Origin of the sequence: Peribacillus sp. Hz7 (assembly GCF_042136355.1) — a bacterium.
Taxonomy (GTDB): Bacteria; Bacillota; Bacilli; order Bacillales; family DSM-1321; genus Peribacillus; species Peribacillus asahii_A.
On sequence record NZ_JBHHJV010000002.1, the window covers coordinates 369,475 to 387,761 of the forward strand.

Genomic DNA, 18,287 nt, shown 5'->3' on the forward strand with positions numbered 1-18,287 from the left:
CTTCACTCCTTTTATACTCTATTTCTCCATATATAGAGGGATCTTCACTTGTAAAAAATCCTCTGCGACAACTGTATTTGGGAAAATAGCTGCGCTTTCTTGACGGAGCTGTTCCACTTCATTTGCCGTGTAGCGCGAACTAATATGTGTCAAAATAAGATGTTTGGCTGCCGCTGTTTTCGCTACTTGAGCAGCTTGTACCGTCGTCGAATGAAAATAAGCTTTAGCCATCTCTTCTTCATCCGCTGCAAAGGTCGATTCATGAATAACGTAATCCGCATCAACGGCTAAACGAACTGCATTTTCACACATTCTCGTATCTCCAAGAATCGTAATAATTCTCCCTTTTTGTGCTTCTCCTAAATAATCGTTCCCGTCTAGTAAACGACCATCCTCTAATTGAACACGCTCTCCTTTTTTCAACGCTTTAAAAATCGGCCCAGGTTTCACGCCTTCTCTCTTTAATTTATCGACAAGTAAACTGCCTGGACGATCCTGTTCAACAATGCGGTAGCCTACACAATAAATACCATGATCAAGCGGTAGCGCATAAACGGTAAATTGCTCGTCCTTAAATATCATTCCTTCTTCAATTTCAATAATCTCCAGCGGATACTTTAAATGAGTCGTACTTACAGCAAGACTCGTTCGAACAAAATCAGCAATCCCCTTTGGTCCGTAAATCGTTAATTTTTCCGTTCCACCTTGAAATGAACGACTGCCAAGCAGCCCTGGCAAGCCAAAAATATGATCTCCATGTAAATGCGTAATAAAAATCTTTTCAATCTTACGAGGTTTTATGGCTGTTTTTAAAATTTGATGCTGAGTAGCTTCTCCACAATCAAACAACCATACAGTTCCTCGTTCTTCTAATAGTTGAAGAGCAATAGATGTTACATTACGCGCCTTTGCCGGAATACCAGCACCCGTTCCTAAAAACATAAAATCCACTTTTTTACCTCCGATTATCCTCATTATATTAACTATAGCATAATTGCAAGCAAACGTGCTGCATACAAAGGCTTGATAATTTTAACGAACGAAACGATTGCTTTTTAGGGAATGCTAAACGTAAAATGAAAAACATAATTCCAACATTCTAACAGGAAAAAGGTCTGTTAATCGAACGATTTTAAACTCATTATAGCCAACAATCAACCACGTTCTATCACATAGCCTAGTGAAAAAGGAAAGTTGAGGTATTGACCGTGTCAGAAAGTACGAAACCTACTGCATTAATCATGATTTTTGGAGCAACAGGCGATCTAGCAAAACGAAAACTATTTCCTTCTCTCTATCAATTATATACCAAAAATAAACTACAGAATTTCGCCGTTATTGGTGTCGCGCGGCGTCCATTAACAACCGAACAATTTCAAGAAAACGTCAAAGACTCTGTAATGACATTCGTAAACGTCAATCATCGTATGGAAGAATTTATCTCTCATTTTCACTACCATTGCCATGATGTTACAAGTTCGCAATCTTACATTGAATTAAAACAGCTTGCAGTCCAAGTCAACGATCAATATGAGCTGAAAGGAAATTGCATTTTCTACTTAGCTATGGCACCAGAGTTTTTCGGTACGATTACAAATCAACTCAAAACACAAGGTTTAACGAACATAGAAGGCTACAAACGCCTCGTAATAGAAAAACCATTTGGAACAAACTTTGAAACAGCGAAAGCACTAAATGAACAAATTAGTACGGTTTTTCGAGAAGAAGAAATTTATCGAATTGATCATTATCTAGGAAAAGAGATGGTTCAAAATATTGAAGTGATTCGCTTCTCTAATGCCTTATTTGAACCGCTATGGAATAACCGCTACATTTCTAATATTCAAATTACATCCAGCGAAACGCTAGGTGTGGAAGAACGAGGTCGCTATTACGAAAACAATGGAGCACTGCGCGACATGGTTCAGAACCATATGATGCAAATGGTCGCCCTGCTTGCTATGGAGCCGCCCATTTCCTTAACACCAGAAGAAATTCGCAGTGAAAAAGTTCGATTACTCCGTTCATTACGACCTATGAGTAAAGAAGAGGTGAACACCTATTTTGTTCGCGGCCAATATGCGCAAGGTATAATCCATGGCGAGACTGTATCTGCTTATCGAGAAGAAGCAAATGTGAGCATCGACTCCAATACTGAAACATATGTAGCAGGTAAGCTTATGATTGACAACTTCCGCTGGGTTGGGGTGCCATTCTACATTCAAACAGGAAAAAGGATGGATCGTAAATCAACGAAGATTGTTGTCCAATTTAAAGATATGCCAATGAATCTATACTATCAGGCAGAACAAAAGTTGACACCAAACTTACTAGTCATCCATATTCAACCGAAAGAAGGCATTACCCTATTACTAAATGTTAAAAAATCGGGCACGACAACAGAAACAAAATCCGTCAGATTACAAATAGCAAATGAAGGTACCAATCATATTAATACACCAGAAGCTTACGAGAAACTATTATTAGATAGCATGCGTGGAGATACAACAAACTTTACGCATTGGGATGAAGTCGCTTTATCATGGAAATTTATTGATACGATTTCTGAAGTCTGGAAAAAGACAAAGGATGAAAGCTTCCCGAATTATCCGGCTGGTTCCCCTGGTCCACCAACAGCTGATGCTTTATTAGCTCATGACGGACATATTTGGTGGCCTATAGAAAAAATCGAGCAAGAAGACCAAGAGCACTAAACAAGGATGCTAGACTGTAGCATCCTCGTTTTATTTATACAGCTTTCTTTTTTAAAAACTTCAATTGAATATTTTTGAAGAATAACTTGTTTTCTGCCTTCTCTTGCCTTGTACCTGAATTAATCCAGAGTGAAACAGATGTCTCTATTACGATCAAAGAGATAAATACGGATAGAACAAGCCAAACAATAAACATTATGCTATCCTCCCCCCCACTTCTTTTTATCTAATAATTCAGAATATTATTTTCATTAATTATACACTATTTTGGTAAAAAAAGTAATGAAACTAATTTCCTATAACTATATGCTTGCTTACTATAAAAAATGTCTTAAGAATTTACCAAAAACAGATTAATCCATATTTAACGAATAGTGAAATCCCGGTCTCAAACTTGTACGAAGACAAAAAAGCGAAGTGGAGGACGAATCTCCCCCACTTACAGAAGCCTCACTCTATTTCTCTATCCATTCCGTATGAAATAGTCCTTCTTGATCAACCCGTTGATACGTATGGGCACCAAAGTAATCGCGTTGCGCCTGAATTAAATTAGCTGGCAGTATTTTTGTACGATAACTATCATAATAAGCAAGTGCCGCTGAGAAACATGGAACTGGAATTCCTTTCATGACTGCTGTTGCAATCACTTCACGCAGAGCCATTTGATAGGTTGCTGCAATTCCTTGAAAATAAGAATCGAACAGCAAATTGTTCAAACTCGGATTTCGATCATACGCTTCCTTAATTTTTTGTAAAAATTGCGCACGAATAATGCAGCCGCCACGAAAAATCATCGCAATATCTCCATATTGCAGATTCCAGTCGTATTCCTCTGAAGCCGCCTTCATTTGAGCAAAGCCTTGAGCATATGAAATAATTTTACTCATATACAAGGCTTGACGAATCTTTTCAATAAATGCCTGTTTATCTTCAATATACGCTACGCATTCCGGTCCTTGTAATTGCTCACTTGCCACCATACGCTCATTCTTCAACGCTGACATATAGCGAGCAAAAACAGATTCTGTAATAATAGACAATGGTACACCTAAATCTAATGCATTTTGGCTTGTCCATTTGCCTGTTCCTTTTTGACCCGCTTGATCTAAAATAACATCAACAAGAGGTTTACCTGTCTCGCTGTCGTATTTTTTTAAAATATTAGCTGTTATTTCCATTAAATAACTATCAAGCTCCCCTTTATTCCAATCGAAAAATACTCTATGAAGTTCCTTAGTTGACAGATTGAGTACATGTTTTAATAAAAAATAAGACTCTGCAATTAACTGCATATCTCCGTATTCAATGCCGTTATGGACCATTTTCACATAATGTCCGGCTCCATCCGGACCAATATATGTACAGCAAGCCTCTCCTGCTACTTTGGCCGAAATGGCTTGAAAAATCGGTGCTACCAATTCATAAGCTTCCTGCTCTCCCCCCGGCATAATAGCTGGTCCTGTTAAGGCTCCTTCCTCCCCGCCAGAGACACCTGTCCCGATAAAATGAATGCCCGACTCCTTTAACTCTTGGTGGCGCCTCTGTGTGTCTTTAAAAAAAGTATTGCCACCGTCAATAATAAGATCTCCTTTTTCGAGCAAAGGTTTTAATGAAAAAATCGTATCATCTATCGCCTTTCCTGCCTTTACCATCAGTAAAATTTTCCGTGGTCTCTCTAAGGAAGAAACAAATTCTTCTAATGTATAGGCTGGAAAAATACTTTTTCCTTGTAACTCCTTCATCATTTCCTCTATTTTCGAACGGGAACGATTATATACAGCGACACTATAGCCTCGACTTTCTATATTAAAAACAAGATTTTTACCCATTACAGCAAGACCAATAACACCAATCTGTTTCTTTGCCATACAGCATTCACCTCTTTTTCGTTTCTCACCTATATAAAAGTTCTTTTCTGACCCTTGTTCCAGCCTTCATGTTTTAATTTCTGGTCAATAATCTTTTTAATAGCCATGTTATACAACAATGTTCATCCACAAAATTGTTTAAGGAAGCATTTTAATTATATTCTCCCCATTGCATTAAATTTCAGTTCAAAACAACTCCTTTTGAAGTTTACACAATCAATTTGGTTGTTTCTTATTATATTTTTCGTTCTACTTGTATAGCGAAAAAGGCGTCTGCAATTATAGTTACAGACGCCCCAGGCCAAAACTCTTCTAAATTTTTTGCAGATTATTCTCCCGTAACAACTTCGATAATTCCCAACACCATTTCAGCAAGCTTCGTTAATTCTTCCACTGGAATTTTTTCGTTTGTTGTATGAATTTCTTCATAACCGACAGCTAAGTTAACTGTTGGAATACCAAATCCAGCAATTACATTGGCATCGCTGCCACCGCCGCTTTGTTGTAATTCACATGGTCGATTAATCTTCTCTGCTGCTTGTCTGGCTACTTCTACAACATGATCACCTTCGCTATATTTAAAGCCAGGGTACATGACCGTTACATCGATCTCAGCACGCCCGCCCATTTCTGCAGCCGCTGTTTGGAAAGCCTCCTTCATTTTTTGAACTTGCGCTTCCATTTTTTCTGGTACAAGTGAGCGAGCTTCTGCTAATATCTCAACGTAATCACATACAATATTCGTTTGTTGTCCACCTTGGAAACGACCGATATTCGCTGTTGTTTCAGAATCGATTCGACCTAAAGGCGTTCTAGAAATGGCTTTAGCCGCAATTGTAATCGCTGAAACTCCTTTTTCAGGAGCAACACCTGCATGAGCCGTTTTTCCATATACTTTTGCTTCGAACTTTGCTTGTGTTGGCGCTGCGACAATAATATTCCCAACTTTTCCATCACTGTCTAGTGCATAACCATATTTCGCTGTCACTAATGAACGATCTAACGCTTTTGCACCGACTAAACCAGATTCCTCGCCCACTGTAATAACAAATTCTATTTTTCCGTGAGCAATCTTTTGCTCTTTAATAACTTTTAGCACCTCTAGCATCACTGCAAGTCCCGCTTTATCATCTGCTCCTAATATTGTCGTACCATCTGACACAATATATCCGTCTTGAATCGATGGTTTAATACCGTTCCCTGGTACAACCGTATCCATATGAGATGTAAAATAAATCGTATCTACACCTTCTTTTGTAGCTGGAAGGGTACAAATTAAATTACCTGCACCGTGACCTGTGATTGCTGTTGTATCATCCTCAAATACATCTAAACCAAGCTCTGTAAATTTTTCTTTTAATACTTTGGCAATCGCTGCTTCATTTTTTGTTTCCGAATCAATTTGAACCAATTCAAAAAATTCTTCTACTAAACGATTTTCATTAATCATCTTTATACCCTCCAAAAAAGTTATCCTACCTTAGTATACTTCTTAGAAAATAAACCGGCAAATATTGTGAAACAAAGCTAAACCAAAAAAGCCCAAGGTCATTATGCCTTGAGCTTCTATGAAGAAATCGTGTATTACAATGGAATGTTTCCGTGTTTCTTCCAAGGACGATCTTCTTTTTTATTGCGTAGCATTTCAAGAGATTGGATGATTTTGATTCGTGTTTCACGAGGATCAATAACGTCATCCACCATTCCTAAGCTTGCTGCAACGTATGGGTTCGCAAACTTCTCACGGTATTCTTCAACTTTTTCTGCACGTGTTGCTTCTGGATCTTCACTGTTTGCAATTTCACGAGCAAAAATAATGTTAGCCGCACCAGCAGATCCCATAACCGCAATCTCAGCATTTGGCCATGCAAATGTAAGGTCTGCACCGATTGACTTACTGTTAAGTGCAACATAAGCACCACCATATGCTTTACGAAGAATGATTGTAAGCTTTGGTACAGTTGCTTCAGAATATGCATACAGCATTTTCGCACCATGACGGATGATTCCACCATGCTCTTGCTTAACGCCTGGGAAGAAACCAGAAACGTCTTCGAATGTGATAATTGGAATATTAAATGAATCACAGAATCGAATGAAACGAGATGCTTTATCAGAAGAATCGATATCCAGTCCACCAGCTAATACTTTCGGTTGATTACATACAAGACCAACTGATTGACCTTTAATACGAGCTAAACCGATAACAATGTTTTTCGCAAATCCTTCTTGTACTTCCATGAATGACCCTTCATCCACAACTTGCTCAACAACTTTACGAATATCGTAAGGACGGATACCTTCAAATGGAACGATATCTGTTAAATCCGCACGGTAATCATCATTGTTGTCTGCTTCTAATACAGGTGGTTTCTCTGTATTATTTTGCGGTAAGTAGCTTAATAATTTACGTACATCTTTTAATACTTCTTCATCAGTTGGTGCTTTAAAGTGAGCGTTACCACTGATCGTATTATGTACAGTTGCGCCACCTAAGCCTTCAGACGTAATTTTTTCTCCTGTAACTGTTTCGATAACTTTTGGTCCAGTAATGAACATTTGGCTCGTCTTCTCAACCATGAAAATGAAGTCCGTAATCGCTGGAGAATAAACTGCTCCCCCTGCACAAGGCCCCATAATAACAGAGATTTGTGGAATTACACCAGAATAGATTGAGTTACGATAGAAAATTTGTCCGTATCCATCAAGAGATACAACCCCTTCTTGGATACGCGCGCCGCCTGAATCGTTTAACCCGATAAACGGTGCCCCATTTTTTGCAGCTAAATCCATAACATTGGCAATTTTCAGAGCATGCATTTCCCCAAGCGCCCCACCGAATACCGTGAAATCTTGTGAGAATAAGTACACATCGCGTCCATTTACTTTACCGTATCCTGTTACAACACCATCTCCAGGTCCTTTTGCTTTATCTAAACCGAAGTTTGTACTGCGGTGTTGAATAAATGGATTTAATTCAACAAATGTACCTTCATCAAGCAATAGCTCAATTCTTTCACGAGCTGTTAACTTTCCTTTAGCGTGCTGCTTTTCAATTCGTTCGTCACCGCCACCAAGCTCAACCTCACGGCGTCTGTCGTATAAATCATTAATTGTTTCGTAGATGTCTTTCATTATGGGCTCCTCCTCTTATTCAGGTCTTTCTGTTAATTCATATAAAATACTCGCTGTAGACTTCGGATGAATGAATGCTACCTTTGCATGATGGGCACCCAATCGAGATGTCTCGTCAATCATACGTAGACCAGCTTCTTTAATTTGTTGAATGCGGTCTTCGATGTTATCCACACCTAAAGCCACATGATGAACGCCTTCTCCACGTTTTTCGATGAATTTAGCAATTGGGCTTTCAGGTGACAACGCTTCCAATAACTCTAGGCGAGTATTTCCTGCAAGGATAAATGCTACTTTAACTCCTTGGCTTTCTACTGTTTCAATGCCTTCAAGCTCTAACTTTAATGTTTCTGTATAAAGTGGTAAAGCTTCTTCGAGTGAACGAACGGCAATACCAATATGATCGATATTCTTAATCATTACCTAACCCTCCATGATTGTACAATTAGTAAACGAAACATAACATAGTTCTACATTTTCCAACAAAACCCTCTAACTTTTCAAGATTGCTCAGACAAGTATTTAGCCTTGTTTCCGATTATTGTTCACGTTACAATAAAGCTAAACACATTCATTTGAAATTGAGGAGAGCACTATATGAAAAATAAAAAAATAAGAAAAATCATCGTATACTTAATGCTAATCTCGATGTTGTTAACAACATTACTATCAGGTATAGCCTTCTTAATGTAATGCTAACAAGAGTGAAGTCAAACGGCTTCGCTCTTTTCTATTTTCTTGTTTCATCGAATGGCTCTATATTTGTTTTGCTAATGTTTAAAAATCTTTAAAGAAGAATCCGGTCGGAGCGTTAAGCTAAGCAATAAAGGAAGAATCATGACCTTTCTCTTTTTGCTTAGTTTAAGCTAGCCGCCGTTTTTCATTCCAGCTTTTCTACCATTAAAGGAATGTTTGAGCAATAAATATCTCTCCATTTCCTTCATAAGCTGAAGTAATGCCGCCCTCGATTCAAATTCTTCACGTGTGACAGGAAGTTGCATCTCTTTAAACCCTTGTTCCATCCCATCCAGCTTCCGCAAATAAAAGCTAGCTGTGTTTTGCGGATGAACGTTTTCTGCTAACTCTTGAATAAAGTTGGCAAGGATATCACTTTGCTTCACAATACTTGGTATGTTCGTGACAAGAGGTAAAATTCGCTCGATAATTTCGAATTGCTTCTCGCGCATATCAAAATATCGATAGTAATAATCCTCTTCTCGTAAGAAATGATTTTCTACATCTCGAAAAGCTAAGCTTTTCGCTTCTGCTAACCATTTCGACGTTTCTGTCAGTTCTTTCCCATTCCAAGTGTAGTCATTATCACGCACATACTTCACAATTTCCATTAAAATCGCGCTAAAGTTCGCTTCAACTTTTCGCTGATAAGATTTCAAGTCTTTTTCGACACTAGGCATATATATATTCATGACTAGCGCAACTCCAATTCCTACAGCAATTAAAATGGTTTCATTGATGAGCAAGTCTAGCGTGATACCATTTGACGAATAGAGATGAAGAATGATTACACTGCTTGTGACAATGCCTTCATTCACCTTTAATGCCACCGTAGTCGGAATAAACATCAAAAGAATTAATCCTATTGTAAATGGGTTGTAGGCAACTAACTCAAACAATAAGGTTGAATAGCCCATTGCTAGTAAACAAGCGAGAAAACGTGATGCAGAGGCTTTTAAAGACTTCTTCTGTGTCACTTGAATACATAGTATCGTAATGATACCAGCAGAAGGAAAATGATCCAGATTTAATAATTGGGCAAGAACAATCGCTAAAGTAGCACCTAATGCCGTTTTAATCGTTCGATAACCGATTTTAAACATTGTTATGTATCACCTGGATTTCTTTACTTCTATTATAATACTATCAGCAAATTCGACAATTTTATAGTCCTTTATTTAGGAAAATACTAAATTTTTTATTAACTTACAACATATTTATCCTTTTTTTTACAAAAATAAAAAAAGGTGATACATTCATCACCTTTTTTTACAAAACTATAGAACTTTTTCCAGGAATTCTTGCGCACGTTTGCTTTTTGGCTGGGAGAAAAATTCAGTTGGTGCTGAATCTTCAACTAGCAACCCTCCATCTAAAAAGAGCACGCGATCTGCTACTTCACGGGCAAACCCCATCTCATGTGTCACAATCAGCATTGTCATTCCTGAGTCAGCAAGCGACTTCATAACAGCTAGTACTTCTTTGACCATCTCCGGGTCTAATGCTGACGTCGGTTCATCAAATAAAATCACTTCCGGGTTCATGGCTAACGCTCGTGCAATAGCGACACGCTGTTTTTGTCCGCCAGAAAGACGATTTGGATAAACTGCTTCCTTATCAGCCAAGCCAACCTTTTGTAACAGCTCACGTCCCTGCTTCTCCGCTGCTTCTTTTGACATTTTCTTTACCTTCATCGGAGCATACGTTAAATTTTGCAGCACCGTCTTATGAGGAAAGAGATAAAAATGCTGAAACACCATCCCAACGTTTTCACGGACCTTCATAATATTCGTCTTTTTATTCATAATGTCTTGATCTTTAAACCAAATATGTCCGCTTGTAGGCGCTTCAAGCATATTGATACAGCGTAAGAAAGTCGATTTCCCAGATCCAGACGGACCGATAATGGCTACGACCTCACCTTGCTTCACTTCTGTACTAATCCCTTTTAACACTTCAAGCTTGCCGTAACTTTTATGCAAATCTTCAATCTTAATCACTGCGTCTCATTCTCCTTTCGAGCAACTTACCAAGAAGCGTTAAAATCATAACCATGACATAATAAACTAATCCAGCTACAAGAATCGGCTCGAAAAATTTATACGTTTCTCCCCCAACAATATACGCGCGACGCATGATATCCGCAAGACCGATAATCGTTACAACAGCTGATTCTTTTGTTAATGAAATTAATTCATTCATAAGTGCTGGTAAAATATTTTTAATTGCTTGAGGTAAAATGATATTGAGCATCATTTGAGATTCAGGAACTCCAAGTGCAAGAGCAGCTTCTCTCTGCCCTTTATCAACTGCTTGAATTCCCCCACGAATAATCTCCGAAATGTAAGCAGCCGAGTTTAACCCAAATGCTAAAAAAGCTGCTTCATACGCTTCAATTTGGATACCTAATATTTGTGGCGATCCAAAATAAATTAACATCAATTGAAGAACGAGCGGTGTTCCCCGAAAAATCGATGTATAAAAATCAGCAAACCAATTTAATGGTTTGATTTTACTAATTTTCAAAATAGACAATACAATCCCTAATATAAATCCAATAACCGCTGCGACCGAGACGACTTGCAGTGTCGTCGGTATTCCTTCCAAAATGTAAGGAATCGACGGTATAATCCTTTCAAAATCTAGATTCAACCTATTCATCCTCTCCAAAACATATTAGCTCTTTTGATTCATTCATCATAGGCTATATGCTATAATCTGTTGATTTTTGGCTCATGACATGTAAAACCAACAATCTTTTTAACACGGCTTTATCATAAGCGCGGAAAAACGTTCAGAGGGTTATAATCCCATTCTGAACGTTTTTCTCTCTGTATATTATTTAGTTTCGCTCTTCATCCATTTAGCAATTAACTCATCGAGTTCGCCGCTTTCTTTCATTTTTTTCAATTCAGCATTAAACTTCTCTGTTAAATCACTGTTTTTTGGAAAAGCGATTGCATAACCTTCTGCTTCTTCATCTGTTTTAATCGTATGTGCTACTAATGTTTCATTATTAGCTAAGTGTCCTTTTGCTACTTCATCTTCAATAATAGCTGCATCGACACGACCTACCATTAATTCTTGTACAATTTCATTCACACGATTGCGTTTTTCAATCGTCATAGTAATGCCGTCTTTATTTAATTTAGTTGCAAGCTCTTCTTGTACAGATGCTAATTGAACACCCACTGTCTTACCTTTTAAATCTTCCACTGTTTTAATATTGCTATCTTTTGTTGTCACAATCATGTTAGCAGCTGAATAATAATTATCGCTGAAATCTAACGTTTTCTTACGTTCTTCCGTAGCATTCATCGCTGAAGCAACAAGATCAACCGTGCCATTTTCAAGTGCTGTAGGTAAACTATTGAAATCAATATCTTGAGCTTGAACCTCATAGCCAAGCTTGTCTGCAATTGCATTAACGATATCAATATCTAATCCAATAATTTCATCGCTCTTTGCTGTATCTACAAATTCAAATGGTGCATAATCTGCTGATGTTCCTAGCTTTAACACTTTTTTCTCTTCGCTCTCACCCGTTTTGGCTTCATCTTTTTCGGAATTCCCGCATGCTGCTAAAATACCTACCAATAAGATAGAAGTAACTAGTAACATAAAATGCTTTTTCCACTGCATAGTTATTTTCCTCCTATAACTTTTTTCTTATTATGTTAGTATGTGTCAAAGTGTAATTGTGCGCTGTTCAAATAATCATTCTGTTAATATTCATACACTCCCATGTATTTTAACACACTTTCATGATGATGCAATATATTGGTAAATTAATTTATAGTTAAAAATTTTCAGTTAATTGCTATAGGACAATATTGAAAGAGCTGATAATGTAGCTATAGTGTCCTTCATTTTAAAGAAAACTATACAAAACAAAAAGATCCGTAAAAACGGATCTTATACTTCCTCACAATATTCATCAAAATACGATTGAAGCTTTTCAACAACAGACATTGGATGATGTCCTTCAATTTCATGACGTTCTACCATCTTTAAAATTTTCCCGTCTTTCAATAGGGCAAATGATGGCGATGATGGCGGATATCCTTCAAAATATTCACGAGCGCGTGCCGTAGCCTCTTTATCTTGACCCGCAAAGACAGTGACAAATTGATCAGGGCGTTTATCATGGTGCATCGCATATGCCGCAGCAGGACGAGCAATTCCACCTGCACAGCCACAAACGGAGTTTACCATAACAAGTGTCGTTCCCTTTTGTGCTAACGCCTCGTTTACTTCTTCTGTTGTTTTTAATTCTGTATATCCAGCTTTCGCAATCTCATCACGTGCTGTTTTTACCACATCATTCATTAAAAAATTAAAATCCATTCCCATCTCCATACCCCTTCCATATTCGTTTCTCCTCTATCATAACAATTGATTTTCATCGATTCAATTAATTTACTTAAGAAAAGCAAAAGCGCCTTCGTTGCCCCCTGCACATGCTGGCAGTCAGTCCACTACAATATATTAAAATACTTTCTGATTTGACAAAGAAAAAGGGACTCCCATCAGCTGTAGAGTCCCCTTCCCTTATTTCTTTTCGAAAGTGTCTAAAAACGTTTGAAATACTTCTTGAACGGCTTTTGTAATCGTTTGATCCCCTGCCATGATTTGATTTTCAAGGACAGGCAACAATTGCTTAATCGTACTATTCTTATAAAACAGTTGATGAAGTTGACTATTAATTAAGGAATGGAACCACTCTCTCGATTGCATTCTTCTTCGATCTTCAAATACTCCTGATTGCTTCGTTGTTTCAGAAAACTCCTGCAACATATTCCAAACATCATCAATGCCTTTACCTGTAACGGCAGAGCATGTCAGAGCTTTAGACATCCAGCCTTTTGTTACAGGCTGTAAGAAATGAAGAATTCGGCTGTACTCCGATCGCGTTTTGATAGCACGTGGAAGATTATCTCCATCTGCTTTATTCACAACGATGCCATCAACCAATTCCATAATTCCCTTTTTCATCCCTTGCAGCTCATCACCTGCTCCAGTTAGTGCAAGCATCATGAAAAAGTCAACCATCCCACGAACAATCGCTTCACTTTGTCCAACCCCAACTGTTTCAATAAGGATAACATCGAAACCAGCTGCCTCACAAAGAAGCATTGTTTCACGCGTTTTCCGATGAACCCCACCTAAAGTTCCTTCAGATGGAGAAGGGCGAATGAAAGCGCGAGGATTTCTCGCCAGCTCTTCCATTCTTGTTTTATCTCCTAGAATACTGCCGCCATTTACAGATGAGCTTGGATCGACAGCAAGTACAGCTACTTTATGACCTAAGCTGCATAAATAAGTTCCAAAGGCTTCAATAAACGTACTTTTCCCAGCCCCCGGCACACCGGAAATCCCGATTCGTAAAGATTTCCCCGTGTGCGGCAAAATAGATTGCAATAGCTCTTGAGCCAGCTCAAAATGATGCGCTGCGTTACTTTCAATTAGAGTAATTCCTTTTGCAAGTTTCGCACGTTCTCCTTTGAGAATACCTGCTTTAATATCCGGTATCGAAATGGATTCCCTTTGTTTTTTAACAAAACGGTTTTTCGACGCTTGATTGTGGTCGGCAGCTAACTCGACCCCTTTCATGATTGAAGAATTAAAACCTTCGGGATTATTTGGGTCAACCCATTCCGGTTTTTTATCTTCGCTCATTAGTTTACTACTTCCTCGTATCCTAGACGTTTATATACTTCTTGGAGCACTTTTTTAGCTGCTTGCGGAATAACCGTACCCGGTCCGAAAATGGCAGAAGCTCCATTCGCTAACAAGTAATCATAGTCTTGAGCCGGGATAACACCACCAACGATAATGACGATATCTTCACGGCCTAATTTTTTCAATTCAGCTGCAAGCTGTGGCAATAACGTTTTATGACCGGCAGCAAGTGAACTCATACCAACAACGTGAACGTCATTTTCCACCGCTTGAAGCGCTGTTTCTTCCGGCGTTTGGAATAGAGGTCCGATATCAACGTCATATCCTAAATCGGCAAAGCCTGTGCTGACTACTTTCGCTCCACGATCGTGACCATCTTGCCCCATTTTCGCCATTAATAGACGAGGACGACGACCTTCTTGTTCAAGGAACTCTTCCGTCATTTGAATAACTTCTTGAATTTCATCTTCTTTAGAATATGCCTCGCTGTATACACCGCTGATAGAGCGAATTGTTGCTTTATGACGGCCTGCAACTTCTTCAATCGCATCTGAAATTTCACCAAGAGAAGCGCGAACGCGAGCTGCTTGAACAGCAAGCTCAAGTAAGTTTCCTTCACCTGTTTTAGCTGCTTCTGTTAAAGCTTTCAATGCCGCATCTACTTGTGCTTGGTCGCGGTTTGCACGCAATTCAGCTAAGCGGTTGAGTTGGCTTTCACGAACCGCTGTGTTATCAATATCCAAAATTTCAATTGGATCTTCTTTTTTCAAGCGGTATTTATTCACACCAACAATTGTTTCTTCTTGAGAATCGATTTTCGCTTGACGTTTTGCAGCAGCTTCTTCAATTCTCATTTTTGGAATGCCTGTTTCAATCGCTTTAGCCATTCCGCCTAAATCTTCAATTTCTTCAATTAAAGCCCACGCTCTATCAATTAGCTCGTTTGTTAATGCTTCTACATAGTAAGAACCAGCCCAAGGATCAATAACCTTTGTAATGTTTGTTTCTTCTTGTAGGTAAAGCTGCGTATTACGTGCAATACGAGCCGAGAAGTCTGTTGGTAGAGCGATGGCTTCATCCAATGCGTTGGTATGCAAGGATTGTGTATGACCAAGCGCTGAAGCATGCGCCTCGATTAATGTACGAACAACGTTGTTAAACGGATCTTGCTCTGTTAAGCTCCATCCAGATGTTTGTGAGTGAGTTCTTAACGCTAAAGCTTTATCGTTCTTTGGATCGAACTGTTTCATCAATTTAGCCCAAATGAAACGACCTGCTCTCATTTTCGCTACTTCCATGTAGTAGTTCATACCGATTGCCCAGAAGAAAGAAAGACGTGGAGCAAATTTATCAATATCAATGCCCGCTTTCATACCTGTACGCGCATATTCAAGACCATCTGCTAACGTGTAGGCAAGCTCGATATCAGCTGGTGCTCCCGCTTCTTGCAAGTGGTAACCTGAGATAGAGATACTGTTGAATTTAGGCATATATTTTGACGTATATTCAAAAATATCTGCAATGATCTTCATAGACATTTCTGGTGGATAAATATACGTATTACGTACCATATATTCTTTTAAAATATCATTTTGAATCGTACCAGACAGTTTATCTTGTGTAACCCCTTGTTCTTCGGCTGTTACAATATAAAAAGCAAGAATCGGCAACACGGCACCATTCATTGTCATCGATACAGACATTTTATCGAGTGGAATACCATCAAACAAGATTTTCATATCAAGAATCGAGTCAATCGCTACGCCAGCTTTCCCAACGTCACCGACTACTCGTGGATGATCTGAATCATAACCGCGGTGTGTCGCTAAGTCGAACGCAACAGAAAGACCTTTTTGTCCCATTGCTAAGTTACGACGATAAAACGCATTAGACTCTTCAGCTGTTGAGAATCCAGCATATTGACGAACTGTCCAAGGACGATTTACATACATCGAAGGATATGGTCCACGTGTAAATGGAGCGATTCCAGGTACGCTGTCCATATGCTCTAAGTTTTGATTATCCTCTTGAACGTAAAGTGATTTCACCTTAATTTGTTCATTTGTTTCAAATAAAAGGTTATCGATATTTTGACCAACTGCCGCTTCTGCTTGTTTCTTCCAAGTTTCTACTGACCCTTGTGCAGAAGCTTTTGCTGGATTGATTTTTGAAAAATTAGGTTTTGTCATTTTAGTTCACCCCCAGCGCTTGTAATAATTCTGTTAACATGTCAGCTGCATTTGTTTTTACATGAACAAACTCTTTCACACCAGCAGCTTGCAATGCTTTTTCTAATTCTTCTGCTTGTTTACCAGCTACATAAATCGTTGTTTCAGGGAAAGCCTCTTTCACATCAGCAACAACTTGCTCCGCTAGTTCACCATAAGCTTCGTCACTACCGCATACGCAATAGATTGGAAGTTGTGTTTCTTTCACATAAGCAACTGCTTCTTCACTTGTATGACAGCCTTCGCTTGCCACTGTTTCAATCCCGCCTGCAGCAACTAATCCTTTTACAAAATCTACACGAGGTTTATAAGACTTCAATTCTTGTAATGTAATTAAGCCTACTTTCGGAGCTTCGCCATTGTTTTCTTTAAAGGCTGCACTACGTAAACGTAGTTGCTCGAATTGTTCAGCAATACGCTTCAGCTTAATTGGTGTAATCGAAGTTGGATTATTTACAACAACATAAGATTCCACTTCTGCTGCTTTCGGTGCTTTCACTTCATCAGCAGGGTTAGGATATACGTTTGTACCAATGATGCTTTCTTTTCTTAATGCTGCATTTTGTGCTTTTTTATTGAACACTTCAGCGATTTCTGCTTGAACGATATTTTGTTTAAGTGCTTCGAGAATGCCGCCCGCTGCATCCACTTCTAAAAACTTCGCCCATGCTTGATCAGCAATCTCATCTGTTAATTGCTCCACATAGAATGAACCGCCTGCAGGGTCCACTACTTGTGTAATATGCGCTTCTTCTTTCAAAATTAAGTGCGTATTACGAGCAATCCTTTCTGAGAAATCATTTGTTTCACCAAATACATGATCGAAAGGATTGATTTGTAAATATTGAATACCGCCGATTGCAGCAGCGAAAGCTTGGTTAGCTGTACGTAAGATATTTACATGTTGATCGTATAATGTTTCCGTTACTTCCGATGTAAGTGCGTGAATATTCATTTTGAAATGTTCAGAATCTGCTTCAAATGCAGCTGAAAGTCCAGCCCAAAGTCGACGAGCAGCACGTAATTTAGCTATATTCATGAAATAATTTGAATCAACAGCAAATGAGAATACCATTTTATCTGCAATACTTTCTACAGATAAACCTTGCTTTTGTCCTTCAATCAAATATTGCACAGCTACAGCTAGTCCATATGCAAGTTCTTGAACCGCATTAGCTCCACCGTTATGGAAGACAGATGTTTTAATCAAAATTGTTTTTAAGTCTGCAGAAACTGCTTCATATCCTTGAATCGTTTTTGCCCACTCTGCAAAATAGCTATCTGTATCTTCCGGAATTTGTCCAGTCAATACCCATTCAGCAATCGCATCTTCAGCAAGAACGCCGCTCACGTTTCCTTCTACTGTTTGGAATTCAGGTAATAAATCTTTTTGCTTTCCTTTTAAATCAATGAAGAAGGGTAAAGATTCTAGCGGTAAATCTTTTAATAGTCTTGGCAATCTTGCACCATTCGCTAATAGCTCTACTGGGTACGTAATCGCATTTTGTCCACGATTCAATACAGCTTTTAAGTTTTCATTTGCTTCCTCTGCTGTCACACCGCTTACTGGCTGACAAGCAAGCCATGGTTGTGTGTGGTAACCTGTTGCAGAAATTCCTCGTGTATAAGGAAACGATCCTGGTAATTCAGCTTGTCCTTCACCAGCAGATTGCTGTGTATAAAGGGGCTGTAATACAACACCTTCATAAGTATTCGTTCGTAATTTATCAACTGTTTTACCTTTTAAACTCGTTTCAACGGCAACCTTCCACTCTTCCAACGAAGGTTTCGGAAAGGATATATTTTTTACATCTTTCAATTCCATCTGTAATCGCTTTCTTATGCCCATACTACAATTGAGAACGAATGCTCAATCAGTATTCATAAGAAAACTGCCCTCCCTTCAATTTTTGAATGCCAAACAC

16 protein-coding genes are annotated in these 18,287 nt (G+C 38.7%); 2 read left to right on the forward strand and 14 right to left on the reverse strand.

Annotated features, from left to right (window positions below):
- Nucleotides 1-18 precede the first annotated feature (18 nt).
- Entirely contained in the window at nucleotides 19-951 is a 933-nt protein-coding gene (gene rnz / locus ACE199_RS05420; protein ID WP_375348889.1) for a ribonuclease Z, read from the reverse strand.
- A gap of 290 nt (nucleotides 952-1,241) precedes the next feature.
- Between rnz and zwf the strand changes: the two genes are divergently transcribed.
- Nucleotides 1,242-2,714 (forward strand): glucose-6-phosphate dehydrogenase, encoded by a 1,473-nt coding sequence (gene zwf / locus ACE199_RS05425; protein WP_375348973.1) that lies wholly within the window; start codon nucleotides 1,242-1,244, stop codon nucleotides 2,712-2,714.
- Nucleotides 2,715-2,748: 34 nt separating this feature from the next.
- Here zwf and ACE199_RS05430 read toward each other — a convergent pair whose 3' ends face one another.
- The 5 genes from ACE199_RS05430 to mce all read right to left on the reverse strand — a co-directional run bounded on the left by ACE199_RS05430 (nucleotide 2,749) and on the right by mce (nucleotide 8,137).
- The gene (locus ACE199_RS05430; RefSeq protein WP_375348890.1) at nucleotides 2,749-2,910 is read right to left on the reverse strand and encodes a hypothetical protein; all 162 of its coding nucleotides are present in this window, start codon (nucleotides 2,908-2,910) and stop codon (nucleotides 2,749-2,751) included.
- Between the two features lie 259 nt (nucleotides 2,911-3,169).
- On the reverse strand, nucleotides 3,170-4,582 hold the full coding sequence (gene gndA, locus ACE199_RS05435) for an NADP-dependent phosphogluconate dehydrogenase (RefSeq protein ID WP_375348891.1): 1,413 nt from the start codon (nucleotides 4,580-4,582) through the stop codon (nucleotides 3,170-3,172).
- 328 nt (nucleotides 4,583-4,910) lie between these two features.
- Nucleotides 4,911-6,032, reverse strand: a complete 1,122-nt coding sequence (locus tag ACE199_RS05440; RefSeq protein ID WP_375348892.1) for a tripeptidase T — start codon at nucleotides 6,030-6,032, stop codon at nucleotides 4,911-4,913.
- Between the two features lie 134 nt (nucleotides 6,033-6,166).
- On the reverse strand, nucleotides 6,167-7,717 hold the full coding sequence (locus ACE199_RS05445) for an acyl-CoA carboxylase subunit beta (RefSeq protein ID WP_127761265.1): 1,551 nt from the start codon (nucleotides 7,715-7,717) through the stop codon (nucleotides 6,167-6,169).
- 15 nt (nucleotides 7,718-7,732) lie between these two features.
- The gene (mce, locus tag ACE199_RS05450) at nucleotides 7,733-8,137 is read right to left on the reverse strand and encodes a methylmalonyl-CoA epimerase (protein ID WP_119115441.1); all 405 of its coding nucleotides are present in this window, start codon (nucleotides 8,135-8,137) and stop codon (nucleotides 7,733-7,735) included.
- A gap of 177 nt (nucleotides 8,138-8,314) precedes the next feature.
- On the opposite strand from mce, the gene prli42 reads away from it, so the two are divergent.
- Nucleotides 8,315-8,410, forward strand: a complete 96-nt coding sequence (gene prli42, locus ACE199_RS05455) for a stressosome-associated protein Prli42 (protein ID WP_164853271.1) — start codon at nucleotides 8,315-8,317, stop codon at nucleotides 8,408-8,410.
- 173 nt (nucleotides 8,411-8,583) lie between these two features.
- Here prli42 and ACE199_RS05460 read toward each other — a convergent pair whose 3' ends face one another.
- From ACE199_RS05460 to ACE199_RS05495, 8 genes are all read right to left on the reverse strand, one after another.
- On the reverse strand, nucleotides 8,584-9,555 hold the full coding sequence (locus tag ACE199_RS05460; RefSeq protein ID WP_127761266.1) for an aromatic acid exporter family protein: 972 nt from the start codon (nucleotides 9,553-9,555) through the stop codon (nucleotides 8,584-8,586).
- A gap of 174 nt (nucleotides 9,556-9,729) precedes the next feature.
- Complete coding sequence (locus ACE199_RS05465; protein ID WP_375348893.1) at nucleotides 9,730-10,452, reverse strand: amino acid ABC transporter ATP-binding protein; 723 nt, start codon at nucleotides 10,450-10,452, stop codon at nucleotides 9,730-9,732.
- Entirely contained in the window at nucleotides 10,445-11,113 is a 669-nt protein-coding gene (locus tag ACE199_RS05470; RefSeq protein WP_286676279.1) for an amino acid ABC transporter permease, read from the reverse strand. The genes ACE199_RS05465 and ACE199_RS05470 overlap by 8 nt, the downstream gene beginning before the upstream one ends.
- A gap of 177 nt (nucleotides 11,114-11,290) precedes the next feature.
- Nucleotides 11,291-12,094, reverse strand: a complete 804-nt coding sequence (locus ACE199_RS05475; RefSeq protein WP_375348894.1) for a transporter substrate-binding domain-containing protein — start codon at nucleotides 12,092-12,094, stop codon at nucleotides 11,291-11,293.
- Between the two features lie 273 nt (nucleotides 12,095-12,367).
- Nucleotides 12,368-12,805, reverse strand: a complete 438-nt coding sequence (locus ACE199_RS05480) for a BrxA/BrxB family bacilliredoxin (RefSeq protein ID WP_127761269.1) — start codon at nucleotides 12,803-12,805, stop codon at nucleotides 12,368-12,370.
- Between the two features lie 198 nt (nucleotides 12,806-13,003).
- Nucleotides 13,004-14,131 (reverse strand): methylmalonyl Co-A mutase-associated GTPase MeaB, encoded by a 1,128-nt coding sequence (meaB, locus tag ACE199_RS05485; RefSeq protein WP_127761270.1) that lies wholly within the window; start codon nucleotides 14,129-14,131, stop codon nucleotides 13,004-13,006.
- Nucleotides 14,131-16,323 carry a methylmalonyl-CoA mutase gene (gene scpA, locus ACE199_RS05490; protein WP_127761271.1) on the reverse strand — a complete coding sequence of 731 codons (2,193 nt, stop codon included), beginning with the start codon at nucleotides 16,321-16,323 and terminating at the stop codon, nucleotides 14,131-14,133. The genes meaB and scpA overlap by 1 nt, the downstream gene beginning before the upstream one ends.
- Before the next feature lies 1 nt (nucleotide 16,324).
- On the reverse strand, nucleotides 16,325-18,187 hold the full coding sequence (locus ACE199_RS05495) for a methylmalonyl-CoA mutase family protein (RefSeq protein ID WP_375348895.1): 1,863 nt from the start codon (nucleotides 18,185-18,187) through the stop codon (nucleotides 16,325-16,327).
- Nucleotides 18,188-18,287 lie beyond the last annotated feature (100 nt).